Below are 19,962 nucleotides of genomic sequence, written 5' to 3'. Positions count from 1 at the left end.
TATACTTATGACTAAATATGACTTAGTCGCTGATGTTGGGGCTACCAATGCTCGTTTTGCTTTAACGCAGGGTAGCTCACCGGCTTTGGTGCACATTAAGGTGTTAGCCTGTGCTGATTACCCAAGTTTAGAAGCGGCTGTATCCGCCTACCTTGCAAGCACAGGTGCCGCGGGTTTAATTATCAAGGCTTGTATTGCCATAGCGGCCACCGTACATTTGCCAGAATTTTCCCTGGCCAACAATCATTGGTGTGTTAATAAAGCTCAAGTGAATGCCGTCCTCAAGGTTGAGGCCCTGTGGATCAATGATTTTACGGCCCAAGCTTGGGCGATGTCAGAAATTACTGACGACGAACTGCTAGTTGTGAAGCAAGGCCAGGCAGAAATGTGGGGCAACCGATTAGTAATGGGCCCAGGTACTGGTTTAGGTGTGGCAGGATTGATTGCCTATGATAAGGGTTGGTTGCCGGTCATGGGTGAAGGTGGCCATGTAGGGTTCGCGCCAACCAATAGGTTGCACGCAGAAATACTGACTTACATGTGGGATAACTATGGGCATGTTTCGACGGAACGCCTGTTATCAGGTTCGGGCATGATGGACTTATATGCAGCAGTTGCACATGTCAACGCCACCCATCCGCGCTTAACAAACCCCACTGATGTTTTGCAGCAAGCTCAGCTGTCCACGCCGGACGACTTGGCCCACCAAACCCTATGTCTTTTCTGTGACATGCTGGGCAACGCTGTGGCCAATGGGGCCTTGATGTTTGGTGCAGTGGGTGGGGTTTATTTGACTGGTGGAATTTTACCTCGGATGTATGATTTCTTATTGGCCAGCGAATTTGGTCACAGCTTTACCAACAAGGGCCGGACATCTCCTTATCTGCACCAGATTCCCATTTACCTTTGTACTGCAGAGCAACCTGGCCTGCAAGGTGCATCGATTGCCCTAAAACATGAGTCACGGAGGAAAGATGTTACAGCTTGAAAAATCCAAACACTGGCAGAAATTGCAGCAATTGGCAGTGCAGTACCGCAGCACTCACTTACGTGAACTATTTGCTAATGAAGGTAATCGCTTTAACACCTATTCTATTGAGTTGCCTAACTTATTATTAGATTACTCTAAAAACTGCCTGACACCTGAAATAATGCAGGCGTTATTTGGTTTGGCGCAAGATATGGGTCTGAGCTCCTCCATAGAGAGCATGTACCGAGGCGCAAAAATCAACATAACTGAAGACCGTGCGGTATTGCACACGGCTTTGCGTAACCGCAGTAATTCACCCGTTTACGTAGACCAAACCAACGTGATGGAGATGATCAATAACGAACTAGCGCATATGTGTGAGTTTGTGGAAAAAGTGCGCAGTGGTGAGTGGCTTGGATATTCTGGAAAGCGTATTACTGATGTGGTGAACATCGGTATTGGTGGGTCTAACTTGGGGCCAAAAATGGTTACCCAAGCACTACGCTCATATGCAGATTCCACCATCCGCGTGCACTTTATCTCCAATATAGATGGGGTGGAGATTGCTGAAATTTTACGCCCTTTAAATGCTGAGCAAGTTTTGTTTGTAGTGGCGTCTAAAACCTTTACCACTAGCGAAACGATGACCAATGCCCAAACTGCGCGTAATTGGCTGATGGCGTCGGCATTTGACGAGCGTGCAGTACAACAGCACTTTGTGGCTGTGTCATCCAACACGGAAGCGGTGCAGGCATTTGGTATTGATAAGGAATTTATGTTCTCTATGTGGGATTGGGTAGGGGGTCGATACTCCATCTGGTCTGCCATTGGCTTGCCCATTGCCTTATACCTAGGCTTTGATAAGTTTGAGCAGTTATTAACGGGCGCCCATGACATGGATCGCCACTTTAGAGATGCGCCAGCGCCAGCAAACATGCCTACTATTATGGCGTTAGTGAGCATTTGGAATGGGCTGTTACATGGGGCGCAAAGCCACGTGATATTGCCCTATGACCAACCTTTAGAAAGCTTCACTGCGTATATCCAGCAGGCAGATATGGAGAGTAATGGTAAGCATGTCGATCGTCAAGGTAATCAAGTGGCTTATCCTACAGCGTCTGTCGTGTGGGGCCAGTTAGGTATTGATGGGCAGCATGCATTCTATCAATTATTGCACCAAGGTAACGTCATAGTGCCAGCGGATTTTATAGGCTCGCTGGCTAGTTCTACTCCCGTTAAAGGCCACCATGAAAATCTTATGGCTAACTTCTTTGCCCAGACTGAGGCGCTGATGAATGGTATCAGTGCTGAAGAAGTAAGGAGCCAATTAGAAACTCAGGGATTAGACTCACAAGAGCTTGAAAAACTGTTGCCCCATAAAGTGCACCAAGGTAACCGGCCTAGTAATACCTTATTGCTTAAGCAGATAGATCCAAGAAATTTGGGTGCGCTCATTGCGCTCTATGAGCACAAAATATTTGCCCAGGGAGTGATTTGGGATCTCTGCTCTTTTGATCAATGGGGTGTTGAACTAGGCAAGATCCTAGCTAAGGGCATATTGCAGGAAATTGAAGGTGACGCAGGGCATCAACATGATGACTCTACTAATGCGTTAATTGACTACTTTAAGGGCTCTCGCATTTAGAGTATTTATTATAGGCAGTAGTGCTTTTGCCCTTTAAGTTTAAAGGGCTTTTTTCGTTATATACTTAGGTTTTAAGACGAGGTGAGGGTGCAAGTTTGCTTGGCTAACTCTTCTATGGCTTGCCAATTTCCCTGCTGTACTGCGTCAGTAGGCGTTAACCATGTACCACCTACACACATCACGTTATTCAGCGCTAAATAGTCTGCTGCATTGGTAGGCTTGATGCCTCCAGTTGGGCAAAACTTAAGGTCGCTAATGGGGCCTCCAATGGCCTTTAGAAAATCTACTCCGCCCACTACAGCTGCGGGAAATAGTTTAAACCTTCGGTAACCTAACGCCATGGCTTGCATTGCTTCGCTTACACTGGCGATGCCTGGCAACAATGGCACTGCACTTCGGCTACCGTGATGTAAAAGCTCTGCCGTAAAACCTGGACTAACAATAAAATCAGCCCCCGCTTCAACACATGCGTCATATTGTTCTGGTGTTAGCACAGTGCCGGCACCAATGATGGCTTCTGGTAAAGCTTTTTTGAGCTGTTTGATAGCACTTAAACCATAGTTACTACGTAGGGTAATTTCCAATACTGTTAAGCCTCCAGTCACCAATGCCTTGCCAATACCAATGGCTTGTTCAGGACTATCTAGAGTGAGTACTGGAATCACGGGTACAGTGGCGCAAATTTGATCTAAGCGTTGAGTGTTTTTGTGAATCTGGGCAGAGTTTGAAGCGGACATTTAAGGGCACCAATGTATACTGAGGGGCTGTTGGAGGAAGATGTAAATAGGCATCTGCAAGGAATTTTTTAAGTGAATTGCCTGTTCTAACACTCGGCGCTTTTCGGCACCTTCAATATGTAAGTGTTTATGTCTTGCAAGTCCGAGTGTATTAGCAGACAGGGTCATGCGGTCGGTAGGATCTGCTGGCGCATGCGTGGCGATACAAATATCACTTGTTGAAAGTGCTTGGTGCAATGATGGGCATAAAGGAAACAGAGAAGCTGTATGGCCATCGGTACCCATGCCAAGAATCAGCACATCAATGGGCCAGTGCATATCTTTGAGCCGTTGTTGGCAGTGTTGCCGTCCTTCTGACGCACTTTTTTCGCCAGTGTAAATGGGGTAAAAGGCTGCCTCTACAGCGTTATTTTGAAGTAGCCAAACCCTTACTAAGGCAGCGTTACTGGCGCTATCTTGTTCATCCACCCAACGCTCGTCAGCAAGAGTGATGTCTACCCGGTGCCAATCAAGCTGCTGCTGGCTTAGTTGCTGCAACATAGCTTGTGGTGTGCGGCCTCCAGAAACGACTAAGCTGGCTCTCGACCTGACTGTCAACGCAGCGCGTAATTGATTGGCCACGGTGGCCGCTAATGACGCTGCAAGCTTCTGAGCGCTTACACTTTCTAACCACTGGTTTTGGTTTAGTAAGGTTTCAGGCTTATTTGGCTTCATTGCAGTGTTCATACCATCGATGTCCATGTGTTTCTATCATATTGCTGGCTTGTTGTGGCCCGTTGCTTCCCGCTGAGTAATCTTCAAGTGGAAGCTCTGCACGGTGCCAAGCTTGGCGAATCTGGTCGCACCACTGCCACGCAAGTTCTACTTCATCACGACGCACAAATAAGCTTTGGTTGCCTTTAAGGGCTTCCAATAATAGGCGCTCATAGGCGTCTGGAATGCGAGCTTGAGATTGGGTTTGAGCAAAGTCTAAGTGCAACGGGTCGCGTCGAAGCTGCATGTTTTTGTCGATACCTTGTTCTTTGGTAAGCACTTGTAATGAAATGCTTTCATAGGGCTGCAGGCGAATGATTAGTTTGTTTTGCGCAATCTCGGCCTGGTCTGGGTCAAAAATGTAATGGCTGTTGGACTTATAGTGAATGATAATCTCTGTCACTTTGTTAGCCATGCGTTTTCCCGTGCGCAAATAGAAAGGTGTGCCAGTCCAGCGCCAGTTGGCAATTTCGGTACGTAGGGCAATAAATGTTTCTGTGTCGCTGCTGGTGTTTGCGTCAGCTTCGTTCAGATAGCCAGGCGCTGGCTGTTGTTTAAACTGACCATCGGTATATTGCCCCAATACTAGGTGAGTGCCTATTTTGTCTTGGTCAATTGGCTGTAATGATCGTAATACCTTTACCTTTTCGTCACGTATGCTGTTGGCGGTGAGCTGTGATGGTGGGTCCATGGCTACCATGCACAATAGCTGCAACAAGTGGTTTTGTACCATGTCGCGCATTTGCCCGGCTTTATCAAAGTATCCCCATCGGCCCTCAATACCAACCTCTTCAGCCACACTAATTTCCACATAGTCGATATGCTGGTGGTTCCATTGGCTCTCAAATAGAGGGTTGGCAAAGCGCAATGCGATAAGATTTTGTACGGTTTCTTTACCAAGGTAGTGGTCGATACGAAAAATTTGGCTTTCGTCAAAATATAAAGCCATCTTGTCGTTGATGACCTTTGATGAAGAGAGATCATGGCCAATAGGTTTTTCGACCACAATACGGCAGTGCTCGTTAATGGCATTGGCACCGTGTAAGTGTTGGCAGATATCTTTATATAGGCTTGGCGGTGTGGCTAGGTAGTAGGTAATTTGTGGATGCCACAAGGCTAGTTTTTGCTCTAGTGCAATATAATCCTGTGCATGGGTGAGGTCCACTTTGCAATAGCTTAGGCGTTGTAAGAAACGTGACAGTGAGTTGGCGTTCAATTCATCTGCGCCAATGTATTGGTTTAGTGTATGCTCAATACGCTGCTTCAGTTCGGTGATACTTATTGCGCTACGTGCCACGGCCATGATGTTTAACTCTTTGCTCAATAGTTGAGCATGGTCGAGTTGGTATAGGGCGGGCATGAGTTTGCGGAGTGATAGATCACCTAATGCGCCAAACAGCACAAAACTATGGCTTAATATGCCTTTAGCTGTTGTAAGCTCGTCTGATGAGTTACTGTCCGACATTATTAATGTGACCTTATGTATAAATTAGACTTGTAATAATACTCCTAAATTCAAACAAAAGTCACAAAAATATCTTAAATGTTGGTAATATTACGTACATAAATAAATAAGCTAGATAAAATAAACTATGACCATTAACAATAATTTGCTACAGCGCCTATCTACTCAGCAGGAACAGCTCAATCGATCTGAGCGCAAAGTTGTGCAAGTGATTGTTGCTGATCCCCAATCGGCAACCCGTATGAGTATTGCAGCTTTGGCAGAGTTAGCTCAAGTGAGTGAGCCTACGGTTAACCGTATGTGTCGCAGCTTTGGTCTCAAGGGGTATCCAGACTTTAAGTTAGAGCTAGCTCAAAGTATGGCGCGTGGTACGCCCTACGTGAGCCAGAGTGTCAATCAAAATGATACTGCAACCCAATACACCGATAAAATATTCACCAGCACCATGGCTAGTTTAGATGCTGCGAGGCAGCAGGTTGATAGTAAAGCCATTGAGCGGGCGGTAGATTATTTAAGCCAAGCTCAGCAGATTTGTTTTTATGGCATGGGTGCCTCAGGTGCCGTCGCTCAAGACGCTCTGCATAAGTTTTTTCGTTTCAATATTCCCGTTGTAGCTCATAATGATTCATTGATGATGCGTATGATGGCCGCGGCCTGTAAGCGTGGCGATGTGCTGGTGCTGCTGTCATTTACAGGGCGCACTAAAGAAATGGTAGAGGTGGCTCGCATTGGTCGTGCTGCGGGTGCGGTAGTTATTGCTATTACTGCCGTTGGCTCACCTTTGGCTCAAGAAGCGAGTCTGGTATTAAGTGTAGAAGCACCTGAAGATACTGATGTGTATATGCCCATGCAATCCCGCATGATTCAGCTGACCTTAATAGATGTTCTGGCTACTGGGGTGATATTGCGCCGCGGCGAAGATTTTCATGGTCACTTAAAAACCATTAAGCAAAGTTTAACGGGCACTCGTTTGGCCATAGTAGAGGAGCAACAGTGACATTTTATAGGTTTGGTTTGGTGGTATTGTTGGCTGTTTTCTAACCAATGTGGTGACTGTACCTATGCGGATTGTGGGTGCCGTGGCTTCCGTTGTGCCGGTAATAGGTGATGCTGTGGACGAAATTATAGAAGCTGTCGCTGATGCGGGTGATGATATTCCTTTGTAATATAACGGACAAAGTTAGCAATGTTGATTGGCATATTTTGCTTGAGACACAAAAAAACCGCAACCAGGGTGACCTAGAGCGGTTTTTTATCACCAAAAAAAAGCTTATAGTTGGTCGATTTTAGCTCGGATCTCAACTAGCTTTTCAGACATAATGCGCTCTAGGTGCACTAGGTCCTGTGCTATAGACTCTTTGCTATCTGCAACTTTATTTTCTTCGTGGGCTAGCTTGTTCAATTCTGTAAGGGCGCGCAGTAAGAATGGTGAGATTTCGCTCACTTCTTGCCATTGTTGGCGACCAGAATCGACCATTACAGTGCGTGTAGCACGACCAAAGCGGAACTTTTTGCTACGAGGTAAAAAAGAGCCTTTTTCGCGCTTGTAGTAGATTTTGAGGATATCAAAATCGCCTTCTTGGCGAAGGGTATATTTGCTGATGGATTCAAAGCTAGTGATGCCCATTTCCGTAAGCGTAGGGTGTTGAGACATAATTGTTCTCCTTAGAGATTAAAAGTTAAAGTTTTCTTATGAAAATCAATGACTCAACAAATTATTGTAAGGTAGGCTCTGGCGGCCCTGCCTTGCTGGTCTGATGGTTTATGAGTAAAAGTGTAAGTGCCTACACAAACCGTCATGGGGGTGGTTTTCAGTGATGATATTATAGCTCATTGTTGATTAAAGAGTAACCAAAATCCTTGCCATATGTCAGCGATTTATACTATAGGTCGCATTCATTCAATAAATAGTTATGGGATCTTCACGCAAGCATTATTTGCGGTATACTCAGGCTTAAATTTTTGGTTTACCCATGAGTGCGGTTGGCGCAAAAACCCACTCAATAAGGATTTTTCTTCATATGTCTGGTGTCATCCCTATTGATGAAGGCGTTGAGCGTCTACCCCTCAAAGAATATACAGAAAAAGCGTATTTAGATTACTCCATGTATGTCATTTTAGACCGTGCATTGCCTCATATTGGCGATGGTCTAAAACCTGTACAAAGACGTATTGTTTATGCAATGTCTGAGTTGGGCCTAAAAACGTCTGCTAAGTATAAAAAATCTGCCCGTACTATTGGTGATGTGCTGGGCAAGTTTCACCCACACGGTGATAGCGCTTGTTACGAAGCCATGGTGCACATGGCCCAGACCTTCTCCTATCGTTATACTCTGGTTGATGGCCAAGGCAATTGGGGATCTGCAGATGATCCAAAATCCTTTGCTGCCATGCGCTATACGGAAGCTAAACTCACAGGTTATGCCGATGTCTTATTAGGTGAGCTAGGTCAAGGCACCGTAGACTGGGGTAACAACTTTGATGGCACCCTGCAAGAACCTTTAGTATTGCCTGCTCGTGTGCCTAACGTACTGTTGAATGGCGCCACTGGCATCGCTGTGGGTATGGCGACAGACATCCCTCCTCATAACTTACGAGAAGTGGTGTCGGCCTGTATCCATCTATTGGAGCACCCTGGCGCAAGTACAGAAGAATTGTTCGAATTTGTACAAGGGCCTGATATGCCCACTACGGCAGAAATAATTAGCCCACGAAGTGACCTGTTAGAAATGTACAAAACTGGACGTGGCAGCATTCGCATGCGCGCCGTAGTGGATCATGAAGACGGCGATATTGTCATCACCGCTTTGCCGTACCAGGTTTCTGGGGCGCGCATATTGGAACAGATTGCTGCTCAAATGCAGGCTAAAAAGTTGCCTATGGTGGCTGATTTACGCGATGAGTCTGACCATGAAAAGCCAACCCGTTTGGTGATTGTGCCACGCTCAAATCGGGTGGATACGCAACAGCTATTGAATCACTTGTTCGCTACTACAGATTTAGAACGATCTTATCGAGTTAATTTGAATCTCATTGGTGTGGATGGTAAGCCACAAGTTAAAGGTTTGAGTACTATTTTGAAAGAGTGGTTGTCTTTTCGTATGGAGACAGTGACACGCCGTTTGCAGCATCGCTTAGATAAGGTGCTGGAGCGTTTGCATCTATTAGAAGGTTTGTTAATTGCCTATCTTAATATTGACGAAATTATTGCTATCATCCGTGAAGAAGAAAAACCTAAAGCAGTACTAATGCAGCGGTTTGTGTTATCTGATCGCCAGGCTGATGCCATTTTAGATTTAAAACTGCGCCATTTAGCCAAGCTAGAACAGCACCGCATTGAAGCAGAGCAAGAGGAACTAGTGGCAGAGCGTGACAAGTTAGAGTTGTTGTTGGGTTCTAAAACACGTTTAAAAACCCTCATAAAGCGTGAATTAATTACTGATGCCGAAGCCTTTGGGGACGATCGTCGTTCCCCTATCGTTGTGCGTCAAGAAGCTAAAGCCCTTTCAGAGCGTGATTTACTCACCACCGAGCCTGTTACTGTAGTTCTGTCTAAACAAGGCTGGGTTCGTGGTGCCAAAGGCCACGATATAGACCCTTCTAACATGAGTTATAAATCGGGTGATGACTTCTTGCTCATGGTGCAAGCTCGAAGCAATCAAAGTGTTGCCTTCCTTGATGAAGGTGGCCGTAGTTATTCCCTAGAGGCCCACACATTGCCATCCGCTCGTGGCCAGGGTGAGCCTTTAAGTGGTCGATTTAATGCGCCTAGTGGTGTGCAATTTTCAGCTGCAGTGAGTGCTCAAGTTGATCAATTGTTACTCATGAGCACGGATGCAGGTTATGGCTTCATTTCCACCTTTGAAGACTTGTTAAGCAAAAACAAGGCTGGTAAGGCTGCCATGTCTGTGCCCAAAGGTGCCAAGGTTATTGCGCCGCAGCATATCACCAAGGTGGAAGACACTTGGTTGGTGGCAGTGAGTAATGAAGGGCGTATGTTAGTCTTCCCGTTACAGGATTTACCACAGCTAGCGCGAGGTAAGGGTAATAAGATTATTAGTATATCGTCCACCCGCGTGGCAAACCGTGAAGAATTCATGGTGGCTTGCTCATTGGTCTCTGAGAGCTGCGAGTTATTAGTGCATTCAGGTAAGCGCTATCTACGTTTGAAGGCCTCTGATCTAGTTCACTATCGTGGAGAACGTGGGCGTAGAGGCAATAAACTACCTAGAGGCTTCCAAAAGGTTGATTACTTGGCTGTGGAGAGTGAGGCATCAACTGAAGTGGATGCTGAGTCTATAGATACTGCCTCTTAGTCAGGTGTTTAAAGCGTTGGACTAAAGTGACGGATTTGCAGGTCTAACAAGTCTTGGTATTCACTGCTTAAACGGGCCAAACATACGGCGCCACTGGCGAGTGGCGTGCAGTTGTCGGCTTGTAACACCCGTTGTTGTAACTCTGGGTGGTAGGCTACGTGGCGACTTATTACCATATGGTCTTGCCGTTCACGGCGGGACAATTCTGCAGCTTCTTCTGTGAGCTTACTTAACTCCTCTAAATTACCTGTGTGCACCACAATTTGAATGCTTAAACTAGGTTTGTCGCTAGCCGACCGTTGGGTGTTAAAGGCCTTGTACAAACCAAAGAAAAACTGTGCGGCACATAGGGCATTCACGCAGTGGGTCATGTGCTCATGGGGTTTGTCAAAGGTGACAAGCACATCGTGGTTTTCTTCCGTTTCAATAGTACCGCCATAGATGGCGCACACTTGATCTACCAACCGCTGGTAAGACTTGAGCAACAAGTGTTTTTCAGCGGCTTCCATTGGTCCTTGATCTCTGGTATTTACGTTGATATACAACAAGCTCACCAATGGGTCGTCGTGCAACGGGGTTGGGGTGAACGCAATGGGGTTTATATTGGGCTCATGATCAAGAGTATGTGTTTGGTGTGACACCAATTCTGCGATGGCTGCAGGGGTACGCGTGGGTCGTAATGGTTTGGAATTATCACCATTACGTAGATCATCCATGGTGAATATGGGTAAATTATTTTTCGTGGGGCCCCTAGGTTCTGTCAGTTTAGGTGCAAATAAAGGATCGCCAAGATCGCCTAATTGGGGTTCTGAGGATAATTCACGGGCCAAATCGTGAAGCTCGTGATTAAACGCTTCTTGTTGGTTAGGGGCTTCCAATTCTGGCTGGTGGTCTTGTTGGTCATGGTGAGCCGCGACGACTAAGCCCTTTCCAGCAGGCATTTCTAATTCATATTGATGTTCCGTTTGAGTATGCAGCAAACGTTCTTCGTTAATAGAATTGAAACCCAAATTAATGATGCCCCACTCATCAAGGCGAGTGTCATCTAGTGGCGGTGCTTTGCCGTATTCTAATAGTTGTTCTTGGGCTTCGTGTAAGTCGCGCAACGGCTGCACTAATTTGGCACCGAACCACCAGCCAATAACGATGCAGGCTAATAAGGCAAGGCCCACGGTAGGCCATAGCAATAACACCAACTGGATAAGGCTTGGATGTAAATCTAAATTGGAGTGGCGTAAGTGCAGGCTGCCAATAATTTGCTCATCTAGCTGGATAGGCAAGACTATATAGTTGGCATCATTAAGAAAACCAGTTTTGGCGAGCATTTGGCCGTCTCCATCATAGACGGCTGCACCCTCAATAGCACCTTGTTGTCTGAGTTCCGCTAAAGTAACGTTAAGGCTAATATAGTCTTGTTTTACTAGTAGAGGTGCGCTTAAGTTAGCCAGCTGCTGGCCCATTTTCTGGCCTAAAAAGGCATTTTGTTGATCCGCAACTTGGCTAAGGTGTTGGTAAGTCATCAGCCCCAAAGCCACGCCAACAAGCACAAATGTGGCTATTAACAAAAACACCGTCTTCTGCACCAAGGTGAGGCGAGATTGCATTAAGTGTCTAAAAGAAAGGATTTTATTGGACATTAGGTGTTAATCATTGCTGTGTGGAAGAGGTAAAATCAACCCCATTCTAACCCACTAATGGTAAAATGCTAAGCCCACCCAAGGAGTTGTACCTATGTTTCATCGCCTAACCTTATTTGATATGAACAATGAGCTAAACGTTGTCGCTGTCAATCAGGCATTTCAGGCTCTGCAAGTGAAAACCTATAACAACCTGCACAGTGCTAATGCTAACTTCGCAGTGCACCAATGGCAATGGAACAGTTCGCCTGAATGTGTTTTAGACCTTGAAGTCATCCTTCAAAAATTGTCTAAACAACAAAAACTGGATTATGTGCTCCAGTCTTCTCAACAGCCCATACAAAAAATAAAATTAGCTGTGTTTGATATGGACTCTACCTTGATTCAGGCTGAAGTGATGGACGAGCTGGCTTATGCAATGGGTATTGGTCCACAAGTGGCGCTTATTACTGCCAGCTCCATGGCTGGAGAGTTAGATTTTGAACAGAGCTTTCGTCAGCGACTGGCTTTGTTAAAAGGGTTTGATACTGCCCAACTTTCAGCTATTAACCAAGCCCTTGAATTAATGCCGGGTGCAGAACAACTTATGAAAGGCCTGCAGAAGCAAGGCGTATACTGCGCTATATTATCTGGGGGTTTTAGCTACTTTGCAGATGACTTGGCCCATAGGTTGGGTATGCAACAAGCCTTCTCTAATTCTTTAGAAGAAGTAGATGGCAAACTCACTGGGCAAGTGACAGGGGTGATATTGGATGCTGCCAAAAAAGTAGAGTTGCTGGAGCAGTTACGAAAAACCCTTGGCTTATCTCTAAGCCAGTGTCTTGCTGTGGGCGACGGCGCTAACGATTTGCCGATGCTTAATAAAGCTGGTTTAGGCGTAGCTTTCCATGGTAAACCACTGGTTAGGCAGCAGGCACCTCATCAAATTAACAACTTTGATTTGGATACTTTGTTGCACTTGGCTTAACAGGGAGAGTATAAGCTTTTACTCAACCTTCCAGGCTCTTCACGTACTAGTTTGGGCACCAAATAGCCCGACATACAGGACTGCATTTGTGCCACTATGGATTGTCCACGCTCTAGGCTAACAAAAAAGTGAGTAGTGCCTGCCACTTGGTCTGGTAAGTGCAGGTAATAAGGCATAATGCCTAGTTCAAACAGACGCTCACTGAGGCGCTTTTGGCTGGCTAGGTTGTCGTTCACTTGGGCTAATAACACGCTTTGGTTGAGTAATTGTACCTTGTGTTGGCGCAATCGCTCGCAAGCTTGGGCTACATCTGCTGCTAATTCATTGGCATGATTAGCGTGCACCACCATCACACAGTTCAATCTGGAGTGTTCAAGCTTTTGGCACAGTTCTAGGGTGATTCGTTGTGGCAATACGATGGGCAAGCGACTGTGAATGCGCAAGCGTTTAACGTGTGTAATGGTTTCGATAGCGGTGATTAGCTCAAATAACTTGGGATCTGTTAAGGCGAGTGGATCGCCACCACTAAGGATGATTTCTTCTATATCTGGGTGTTGTTCAATATATTTAAGGCTTTGTTGCCACTCATTACGAGCACGCTTTTGGTCGCTATAGGGATAGTGACGGCGGAAGCAGTAACGGCAGTTAATAGCGCAGTGGCCGGCTGCAATCAACAAGGCCCGCCCTTGGTATTTGTGTACAACGCCGGGTACGGGGTTGAAGCGGAATTCTTGTAATGGGTCATCATTAAAGTTTGGGTCTTTTATTGCTTCTTGAACCCGAGGTAATACTTGCAACAACAATGGATCCGTTGGATCTCGTGGGCGCATTTTTTGTGCAAATGCTCTGGGCACAAGGGTAGTAAAGCCTTGGTCATGGGCTGACAGAGCCGTCTGTTGAGCCAAGTTAAACCCTAAAGCTGTGAGCAATTGTTGAGGCGTACGGTAGGCCTCACGCAGCTGAGTGCGCCAATCTTCTGGTAAGCTTGTGTAGTTAATCAAGCTTAAAGGTTCAACTTGCTTAGCGCTTTGCGGTATCATAAGCGACAAATTTCCCGATATTTATTTCATTAGAGCGAAAAATGGCTAATTATAGCAGCAACGAATTTAAATCTGGCCTTAAAGTTATGTTAGAAGGCGATCCATGTGCCATGGTTGATGTGGAGTTTGTTAAACCCGGTAAAGGTCAAGCATTTACCCGCGTACGTATGAAGAACTTGAAGTCCGGCCGGGTATGGGACCGTACCTTTAAGTCGGGTGAATCCATTGAAATGGCGGACGTGATGGACCGCAACATGGAATACCTATATACCGATGGTGAGTTTTGGCATTTTATGATGGCAGACGGTACTTTCGAGCAATATGGTGCGGATGTCCATGCCGTAGGTGACTGCATTAAGTGGCTTAAGGAACAAGAGATTTACGTGGTCACCTTATGGAATGATGCGCCATTAGCTGTTGCTGCACCTAACTTTGTAGAGTTAGAAGTGACGGAAACTGATCCAGGCCTTAAAGGTGACACAGCTCAAGGAGGCAGTAAACCTGCGACTTTAGCAACGGGTGCTACTGTGCGTGTACCCTTGTTTATTGAGCAAGGTGAGATGCTAAAGATTGACACCCGCACAGGCGATTACGTAAGCCGCGCATAGGCTTAGGATTATCCACTATGCCATGGCAACCGAGTGCTGACATTAACCAGCTTAAGCAACGTGCCAGAGTAATCAGCCAAATACGGGCATTTTTTTCTGCCCGTGATTTGCTTGAAGTCGATACCCCTATAATGTCCCATTATGGGGTATCCGACCCTCATATCGATACTATTCCAGTAGCCTTTACCCAGGATGGCGCTTTCCAATGTCAGCCTATGCACCTCATGTCTTCACCAGAATATGCCATGAAGCGTTTATTAGCAGCAGGTAGTGGCAGTATCTATCAAATTGCTAAAGCGTTTCGTAATGGTGAGGTGGGTTGCCGACACAACCCGGAATTTACCTTATTAGAGTGGTATCGCCTCGATTTTGATCTACAGCAATTGATGCAAGAAGTGGCATGTCTTATCGATACCGTACTAATAGGTGAAGTGCTTGAGTGGCACTTTTGGAGCTACCGTCAGGCTTTTGAAGAAGTTCTTTATATCGACCCTTTAACGGCCAGTGATGACGCTATCAGATCCAAGGCCTTGGATCTGATAGATATTCAAATGGAAGCATCTACCCCGCGAGATACTTGGTTAGACTTATTAATGAGTCACTGTATTGAGCCACAACTACCCAAAGCGTGTTTTGTTTTTGATTACCCAGCCAGCCAATCAGCCTTAGCACAGACTGGCATGGATGACCTGGGTAATAACGTGGCGCGTCGTTTTGAGGTGTATATTAACGGCATTGAATTAGCCAATGGATACCAAGAGCTGACGGATGCTCAAGAACAAGAGCGGCGCTTTGCATTAGACCATGCCACAAGAGCTTTCATGGGTAAAATACCCATGGCTGTTGATATTAGGCTCATTCAGGCGCTACAAGCTGGGCTACCAGAATGTTCTGGCGTAGCTTTAGGGATAGAGCGTTTATTAATGCTTGCCTCTGGCGAAAAAGACATAACTAAGGTAATGGCTTTTAGCCACCACCTTGCTTAGTTTATCTGGGTGTTAATTAAGTTCGGCGAACATTTGGCCTAAACGTGTTGTGGTGCCAGCACTAAGTTCTGTGGGCCATTGGCTTGCGCCTTTTGGTAAACACATGACTAGGGTAGAGCCCAATTTAAAGTGGCCCATTTCTTCACCTTTCTTCAATACGATAGGTTCTTGGTTGGTATAGTTAAATTGGCTTACCACCTTACCTTTAGGGCACACTAAGCCTGCCCAAACCGTTTCCACACTGGCTACAATCATGGCGCCTACTAGCACCATAGCCATAGACCCAAACTCAGTGTCAAAAATGGCCACTACCCTTTCGTTACGGGCAAATAAACCCGGCACTTGGGCGGCGGTTGTTTGGTTCACCGAAAATAATTGACCCGGTACATGCACCATGTGGGTAAGGGTGCCGTCGCAAGGCATATGAATGCGATGGTAGTCTTTAGGTGCCAAATAAATAGTAGCAAAATCACCATCTATAAAAGGAGTAGCGAGTCCACTATTGCCACCTAATAAAGTGGTGAGGTTAAACTCGTGGCCTTTGGCTTGAAATAGGTTTTGTCCGTTTATTTTGCCTAGTTGGCTAATAGCGCCATCTACGGGGCAAGCTAAGTGCTTTGGATTCTTATCTAAGGTGCGTGCCTCAGCCTTAAGACTGCGGGTAAAAAAGTCATTAAAACTGCCATATTGACTTGGGTGCTGACGTTCAGCTTCATCCATGTTGACTTTGAAACGCTTTATAAATGTGCGAATAAAGGGGTCTTTAATTACCGGCATAGAACTGTGGGCCAGTATGCCTACAAGGCGAGAGATTAACTGTTGTGGTAACAAGTATTGCATGAATACAAATAAACGATCGCCCATGAAGAATCCTTAGTTATGTGTGGTGAAGTCGTCTAAAGACGCTTTAATGTGTTGAAAGCTCGACATACGAATGGGGTCAATATGACCATCTTCTAAAGCCTTTAATAAAGCACAGGCAGGTTCATGCTCATGGCTACAATCGCTAAATTTACAGTAGCCTAAATAGGGCCTAAATTCCACAAAACCCTCCAGTAGGGTTGCTGTGTCCATATGCCAAAGACCGAATTCACGTATGCCTGGGGAATCGATTAATTGCCCACCATTAGGGACGTGAAATAGTTTAGCTGTGGTGGTGGTGTGAACACCTTTGTTGGTTTGCTCAGACAAGGCGCTGGTTTTAATGTCTACTCCAGGAAGCAGTACATTCACTAAGCTAGATTTCCCAACACCAGACTGACCCACAAACACGCTAACTTTATTGTTTAGCTCAGTATAAAGTGCTTCAAGGCCCGTTAAGGTTTGAGTAGAGGCGCGAATAATACGGTAACCTAGGGCTTTGTAGCGAGCTAACATGGGTTCAAGGTGGTCTTGGGCCTCTTCGTCTAATAGGTCGGTTTTGTTGAGTAAAAGTATAGGCTCAATTTCACTGGCCTCGGCGGCCACCAAGTAGCGGTCTATCAAATTAGCATGGGCATAAGGTTTGGGAGCAAAGGTCACAATGATTTGATCAATGTTTGCCGCCACAGGTTTAAGATCACCGTATTTATTTGGACGGCTGAGAATACTATTGCGATCATCGCGGGCCACAATTACACCACTTTGATCCGCTGCTTGGCGCCAGGACACTTGATCACCAGTGACGAGGAAGCCTAAATTAGAGCGAATTTTACAGCGAAACACTTGGCCTTGGTATTGGCCATGCAAGGCTTCAACATCTATTAAAGAGCCATAGTGGGCGATAATTAAACCCTGCTGTTCGGCAGACAGGTCACCATGTTCGATAGCGTTTTCTATCACCCCATCTTGTTTATTGGCGCGTGCGCGACGTTCGTCTTGAACTTTATCAATTTGCCACTGTTGGCGGCGGGTTAGTTTACGTTTGGCCATTGAGCATTAATGTACTGGATTGTCAGTAAAGGCTTTATTCTACCGCGAAGTGAGGCATAATTCAGTCTATCAATCTCAGCTAGAGAACTTTTCTTGTGAAACACGCACAAAATCTAATTTGGTTAGACCTTGAAATGACCGGTCTCGACCCAGAGCAAGACGTTATTATTGAAATTGCCACCATTGTCACCGACGCCCATTTAAATGTACTGGCTGAAGGGCCATCCCTTGTCATTCATCAGAACGATACGGTGCTGGAGACTATGAACGATTGGTGTATTAAACAACATGGCCAATCTGGCCTAACCCAACGGGTGCGTGACAGCAAGGTAAGCTGTGCAGAAGCTGAGCAACAAACCATCGCTTTTCTTAAAGCCTTGGTTGATGGTGGTCACTCTCCTATGTGCGGCAATACTATTGGTCAAGATAGACGTTTCTTGGTGAAATACATGCCTCAACTTGAGGCCTATTTTCACTACCGCAACGTGGATGTGAGCACCTTAAAAGAGTTGGCTCGTCGCTGGCGTCCAGAGCTGCTTGATGGTCTTAAAAAAGATGGCAGCCATCTGGCGCTAGATGATGTGCGTGATTCAATTGCGGAGATGGCCTATTACCGAGCGCATTTTTTAAAGATGAAATCGTGAAGGTGTAGGTTAGCAACTTTACTAAAGGTCAATACAGCGGTTACCTAAAGGCCAAGGTAGCCTGTTCCACATAGTATTGGATCAGGCGGCCAGCCATAATTCCTGGTGGCGCCGTATTCCCAGGTAACTGGTCGTAGCGAAACCAGTTCGCCTCAGCGATCTCGATGCCATCCACTTTAATTTCGTCGGTCACGGCATTGGCAATAAAACCAAGCATCAACTGCCCAGGATAAGGCCACGACTGGCTGCCAACATAACGGATATTATCGATTTCGACGCCCACTTCTTCAAAGACCTCTCGATGCAATGCCTGCTCTGCACTCTCTCCGGCCTCAAGATACCCAGCCAAAGCGCCAAATCGGTTAGTGGGCCAACTAGCATTACGCGCCAAAAGGCAGTGATCCCCGCGGGTTACCAGCACAATCACGCAAGGGGAAATCCGTGGGTAATTGTTGATGTTACACTTATGGCAGGTCATAGCATGTTCTTTAGCAGTGGCTTGATTAGGTTCACCACAACTGCCACAAAAGCGGTGCTTATCTTGCCAGTCTAGCAATTGAACGGCTCGACAGGCTAACGAAAAAATCTCCTCGCCTGCGACCGTTAGTAAGTCACGTAGTCCAACCAAACTAAACCCCTCAGTCGCCGTCACTTCTGGCATGAGATCCCAAACCTCACAATCACGGCTGAGCCACTGGCCAAGAGTTATTTTTCGTTGGCAGAAAAAACCTAAGGAGTCGGTCGCGTCACTGTCAATAAGAGGGTTTTTAGCCATTCTGGAACCGTCAGCCAGCAAAATATCCCGACCAACCACAGCAATAATCCACTTTGTTTCCGTATTGACAGATACTGGGCTGGCATAAAAGCCATTTAGGCTTGCGGGGATAGTCACAGGAGAATTTACCTTTCGTGGAGAGTATAAGGTCAGCTAAAAAGTCTGCTAGCAGTTTGCACATTTCGATGTCTACAGTTCAAGGTCCTCAACCTATTCGTATAAGTCTAACATGAATAAATAGGGTCTTGGCCCATCTTTCAAATGCACTAACTATGTTTTTAGCCTAGCAAAGATGCTTTAACTTATGACCAAAATGTTGGGCTAAAGGCACAGGTGTTATGGGGATGAGTTGCGTTTGTCGTTGTATCAATTGATCTACAGCCCAGTCAATATGCTCCATCACCATAGGAGTGGCAGTGGAGCGTTGGTCTTGCAGTGCTTGTAGCGTGAATTTTGTAGCAGGGCCATTACCTAAACCAATCGCTAAATTTCGCTGCCAACCTTCAAAACCAGCACGCCTAATAGGTGATCCTTCCGTTCGTTTAAGAAAATCATCTTTGGTCCACATGAATAGCTCTGCTAATTTTGCTTGGTCTAAGCCGTGGCGAGGTTTGAAATCATCTTCCTGGGTGGCGCCAGGTGCGCGATTCCATGGGCAAGCAAGCTGGCAGTCATCACAACCAAATACCCGATTTCCCATTAGTGGCCGTATATCTAATGGAATACTGCCTTTGTGCTCGATGGTTAAATAAGCGATGCAACGGTTAGCATCCAGTACATAGGGTTGTGGAAAAGCCGCAGTTGGGCATACGGTTATGCAAGATTCGCAGCGGCTACAGTGGTCTTTTTGATAAGGTTCATCTATGGGCAGTGGGAGATCGACAAAGATTTCACCAAGCACGAACCACGACCCTTGTTTACGGTTAATGATTAAGGTGTGTTTGCCTTGCCAGCCCAGACCTGCTTTTTGGGCAAGGGGTTTTTCCAGCACCGGCGCACTGTCAACAAATACCCGATGACCAAATGGGCCGATTAATTTCTCAATGGCTTTACTAAGTTGAGCCAGACGTTTACGAACTAATTTGTGATAATCTCTACCAAGGGCATAACGGGCAATGTAAGCCTGCTCAGCATCTTCTAGGGTGCTTAGGGTAGTTAATTTAGGGTCTAAGTAATCCATACGCAAGCATATTATGCGTTGCGTACCTGGTACCAGTTCTTCAGCGCGATAGCGTTTGCTGCCGTGTTTTTCCATGTAGTCCATATCGGCATGGTAGCCAAGATCTAACCACTGCTCTAACTGTTCGCCTGCGGTTTCATTATCAGTGTCAGTAATTCCGCAGTCAGCAAAGCCAAATTGGCTTGCGAGCTGTTTTATACGTATGGCTAAGTCTGCAAGTTGTTGCATAGTTAGTGGCACGGGTACCGTTAGTGAAGGTGGATTTTGCGTTGGCATGGCGCTTATTCTAACCTAGACGAATAACATGAATCTCTAAAAATGAAACAAA

Annotated in this window: 19 protein-coding genes; 9 read left to right on the top strand and 10 right to left on the bottom strand. The window is 46.0% G+C overall.

All coding sequences use genetic code 11. From position 1 onward, the window contains the following. The first annotated feature begins 7 nt into the window (after positions 1-7). Both glk and pgi read left to right on the top strand, forming a co-directional pair. Positions 8-988: a glucokinase gene (gene glk, locus ABXT70_RS11505; RefSeq protein WP_443640634.1), complete on the top strand. Its 981-nt coding sequence runs from the start codon at positions 8-10 to the stop codon at positions 986-988. Beyond that, complete coding sequence (gene pgi, locus ABXT70_RS11500) at positions 975-2,615, top strand: glucose-6-phosphate isomerase (RefSeq protein ID WP_443640633.1); 1,641 nt, start codon at positions 975-977, stop codon at positions 2,613-2,615. Before glk ends, pgi begins: the two co-directional genes overlap by 14 nt. A 71-nt stretch (positions 2,616-2,686) precedes the next feature. Here the strand turns inward: pgi and ABXT70_RS11495 are convergent, their stop codons facing one another. Genes ABXT70_RS11495 through zwf form a run of 3 tightly spaced genes read right to left on the bottom strand, consistent with a single transcriptional unit; the run spans position 2,687 to position 5,570 of the window. After that, positions 2,687-3,352 carry a bifunctional 4-hydroxy-2-oxoglutarate aldolase/2-dehydro-3-deoxy-phosphogluconate aldolase gene (locus tag ABXT70_RS11495; RefSeq protein ID WP_443640632.1) on the bottom strand — a complete coding sequence of 222 codons (666 nt, stop codon included), beginning with the start codon at positions 3,350-3,352 and terminating at the stop codon, positions 2,687-2,689. After that, a complete protein-coding gene (pgl, locus tag ABXT70_RS11490) occupies positions 3,353-4,078 on the bottom strand; it encodes a 6-phosphogluconolactonase (protein WP_443640631.1) in 726 nt (241 codons plus the stop codon). Beyond that, positions 4,053-5,570 (bottom strand): glucose-6-phosphate dehydrogenase, encoded by a 1,518-nt coding sequence (zwf, locus tag ABXT70_RS11485; protein ID WP_443640630.1) that lies wholly within the window; start codon positions 5,568-5,570, stop codon positions 4,053-4,055. Before zwf ends, pgl begins: the two co-directional genes overlap by 26 nt. 127 nt (positions 5,571-5,697) lie before the next feature. Here zwf and hexR point away from each other — a divergent pair, with 127 nt between their 5' ends. Continuing rightward, a complete protein-coding gene (hexR, locus tag ABXT70_RS11480; protein WP_443640629.1) occupies positions 5,698-6,567 on the top strand; it encodes a transcriptional regulator HexR in 870 nt (289 codons plus the stop codon). Between the two features lie 25 nt (positions 6,568-6,592). Beyond that, the gene (locus tag ABXT70_RS11475; RefSeq protein WP_443642507.1) at positions 6,593-6,736 is read left to right on the top strand and encodes a DUF6726 family protein; all 144 of its coding nucleotides are present in this window, start codon (positions 6,593-6,595) and stop codon (positions 6,734-6,736) included. Positions 6,737-6,840: 104 nt separating this feature from the next. Here the strand turns inward: ABXT70_RS11475 and ABXT70_RS11470 are convergent, their stop codons facing one another. Continuing rightward, entirely contained in the window at positions 6,841-7,224 is a 384-nt protein-coding gene (locus tag ABXT70_RS11470) for a DUF3461 family protein (protein WP_443640628.1), read from the bottom strand. Positions 7,225-7,591: 367 nt separating this feature from the next. Between ABXT70_RS11470 and parC the strand changes: the two genes are divergently transcribed. After that, the gene (gene parC, locus ABXT70_RS11465) at positions 7,592-9,886 is read left to right on the top strand and encodes a DNA topoisomerase IV subunit A (protein WP_443640627.1); all 2,295 of its coding nucleotides are present in this window, start codon (positions 7,592-7,594) and stop codon (positions 9,884-9,886) included. 8 nt (positions 9,887-9,894) lie between these two features. Here the strand turns inward: parC and ABXT70_RS11460 are convergent, their stop codons facing one another. Then, positions 9,895-11,490, bottom strand: a complete 1,596-nt coding sequence (locus ABXT70_RS11460) for a hypothetical protein (protein WP_443640626.1) — start codon at positions 11,488-11,490, stop codon at positions 9,895-9,897. A gap of 127 nt (positions 11,491-11,617) precedes the next feature. On the opposite strand from ABXT70_RS11460, the gene serB reads away from it, so the two are divergent. Beyond that, a complete protein-coding gene (gene serB, locus ABXT70_RS11455; RefSeq protein ID WP_443640625.1) occupies positions 11,618-12,490 on the top strand; it encodes a phosphoserine phosphatase SerB in 873 nt (290 codons plus the stop codon). Here serB and epmB read toward each other — a convergent pair. Next, positions 12,487-13,530: an EF-P beta-lysylation protein EpmB gene (gene epmB, locus ABXT70_RS11450; protein ID WP_443640624.1), complete on the bottom strand. Its 1,044-nt coding sequence runs from the start codon at positions 13,528-13,530 to the stop codon at positions 12,487-12,489. The two genes, serB and epmB, sit on opposite strands and share 4 nt — an antisense overlap. Before the next feature lie 41 nt (positions 13,531-13,571). Here epmB and efp point away from each other — a divergent pair, with 41 nt between their 5' ends. Together efp and epmA are read left to right on the top strand one after the other, a co-directional pair. Continuing rightward, positions 13,572-14,138: an elongation factor P gene (gene efp / locus ABXT70_RS11445; RefSeq protein WP_443640623.1), complete on the top strand. Its 567-nt coding sequence runs from the start codon at positions 13,572-13,574 to the stop codon at positions 14,136-14,138. A 17-nt stretch (positions 14,139-14,155) separates the two neighbouring features. Beyond that, entirely contained in the window at positions 14,156-15,124 is a 969-nt protein-coding gene (gene epmA, locus ABXT70_RS11440; RefSeq protein WP_443640622.1) for an EF-P lysine aminoacylase EpmA, read from the top strand. Positions 15,125-15,136: 12 nt separating this feature from the next. Here the strand turns inward: epmA and asd are convergent, their stop codons facing one another. Both asd and rsgA read right to left on the bottom strand, forming a co-directional pair. Beyond that, positions 15,137-15,988 (bottom strand): archaetidylserine decarboxylase, encoded by an 852-nt coding sequence (asd, locus tag ABXT70_RS11435; protein ID WP_443640621.1) that lies wholly within the window; start codon positions 15,986-15,988, stop codon positions 15,137-15,139. 9 nt (positions 15,989-15,997) lie between these two features. Then, complete coding sequence (gene rsgA / locus ABXT70_RS11430) at positions 15,998-17,035, bottom strand: small ribosomal subunit biogenesis GTPase RsgA (RefSeq protein WP_443640620.1); 1,038 nt, start codon at positions 17,033-17,035, stop codon at positions 15,998-16,000. 95 nt (positions 17,036-17,130) lie between these two features. Here rsgA and orn point away from each other — a divergent pair, with 95 nt between their 5' ends. Beyond that, positions 17,131-17,679, top strand: coding sequence for an oligoribonuclease (gene orn / locus ABXT70_RS11425; protein WP_443640619.1), 549 nt, complete (start codon positions 17,131-17,133; stop codon positions 17,677-17,679). 40 nt (positions 17,680-17,719) lie between these two features. Here orn and nudC read toward each other — a convergent pair whose 3' ends face one another. Together nudC and queG are read right to left on the bottom strand one after the other, a co-directional pair. Next, the gene (gene nudC / locus ABXT70_RS11420; protein ID WP_443640618.1) at positions 17,720-18,571 is read right to left on the bottom strand and encodes an NAD(+) diphosphatase; all 852 of its coding nucleotides are present in this window, start codon (positions 18,569-18,571) and stop codon (positions 17,720-17,722) included. Between the two features lie 166 nt (positions 18,572-18,737). Beyond that, positions 18,738-19,910 carry a tRNA epoxyqueuosine(34) reductase QueG gene (gene queG, locus ABXT70_RS11415; protein ID WP_443640617.1) on the bottom strand — a complete coding sequence of 391 codons (1,173 nt, stop codon included), beginning with the start codon at positions 19,908-19,910 and terminating at the stop codon, positions 18,738-18,740. Between the last annotated feature and the right edge of the window lie 52 nt (positions 19,911-19,962).

This window comes from Candidatus Njordibacter sp. Uisw_039, assembly GCF_047730075.1.
GTDB lineage: Bacteria > Pseudomonadota > Gammaproteobacteria > Pseudomonadales > Balneatricaceae > Njordibacter.
The sequence above is the reverse complement of the archived record's forward strand: the minus strand, read 5'-3'. Positions and strand labels throughout refer to the sequence as shown.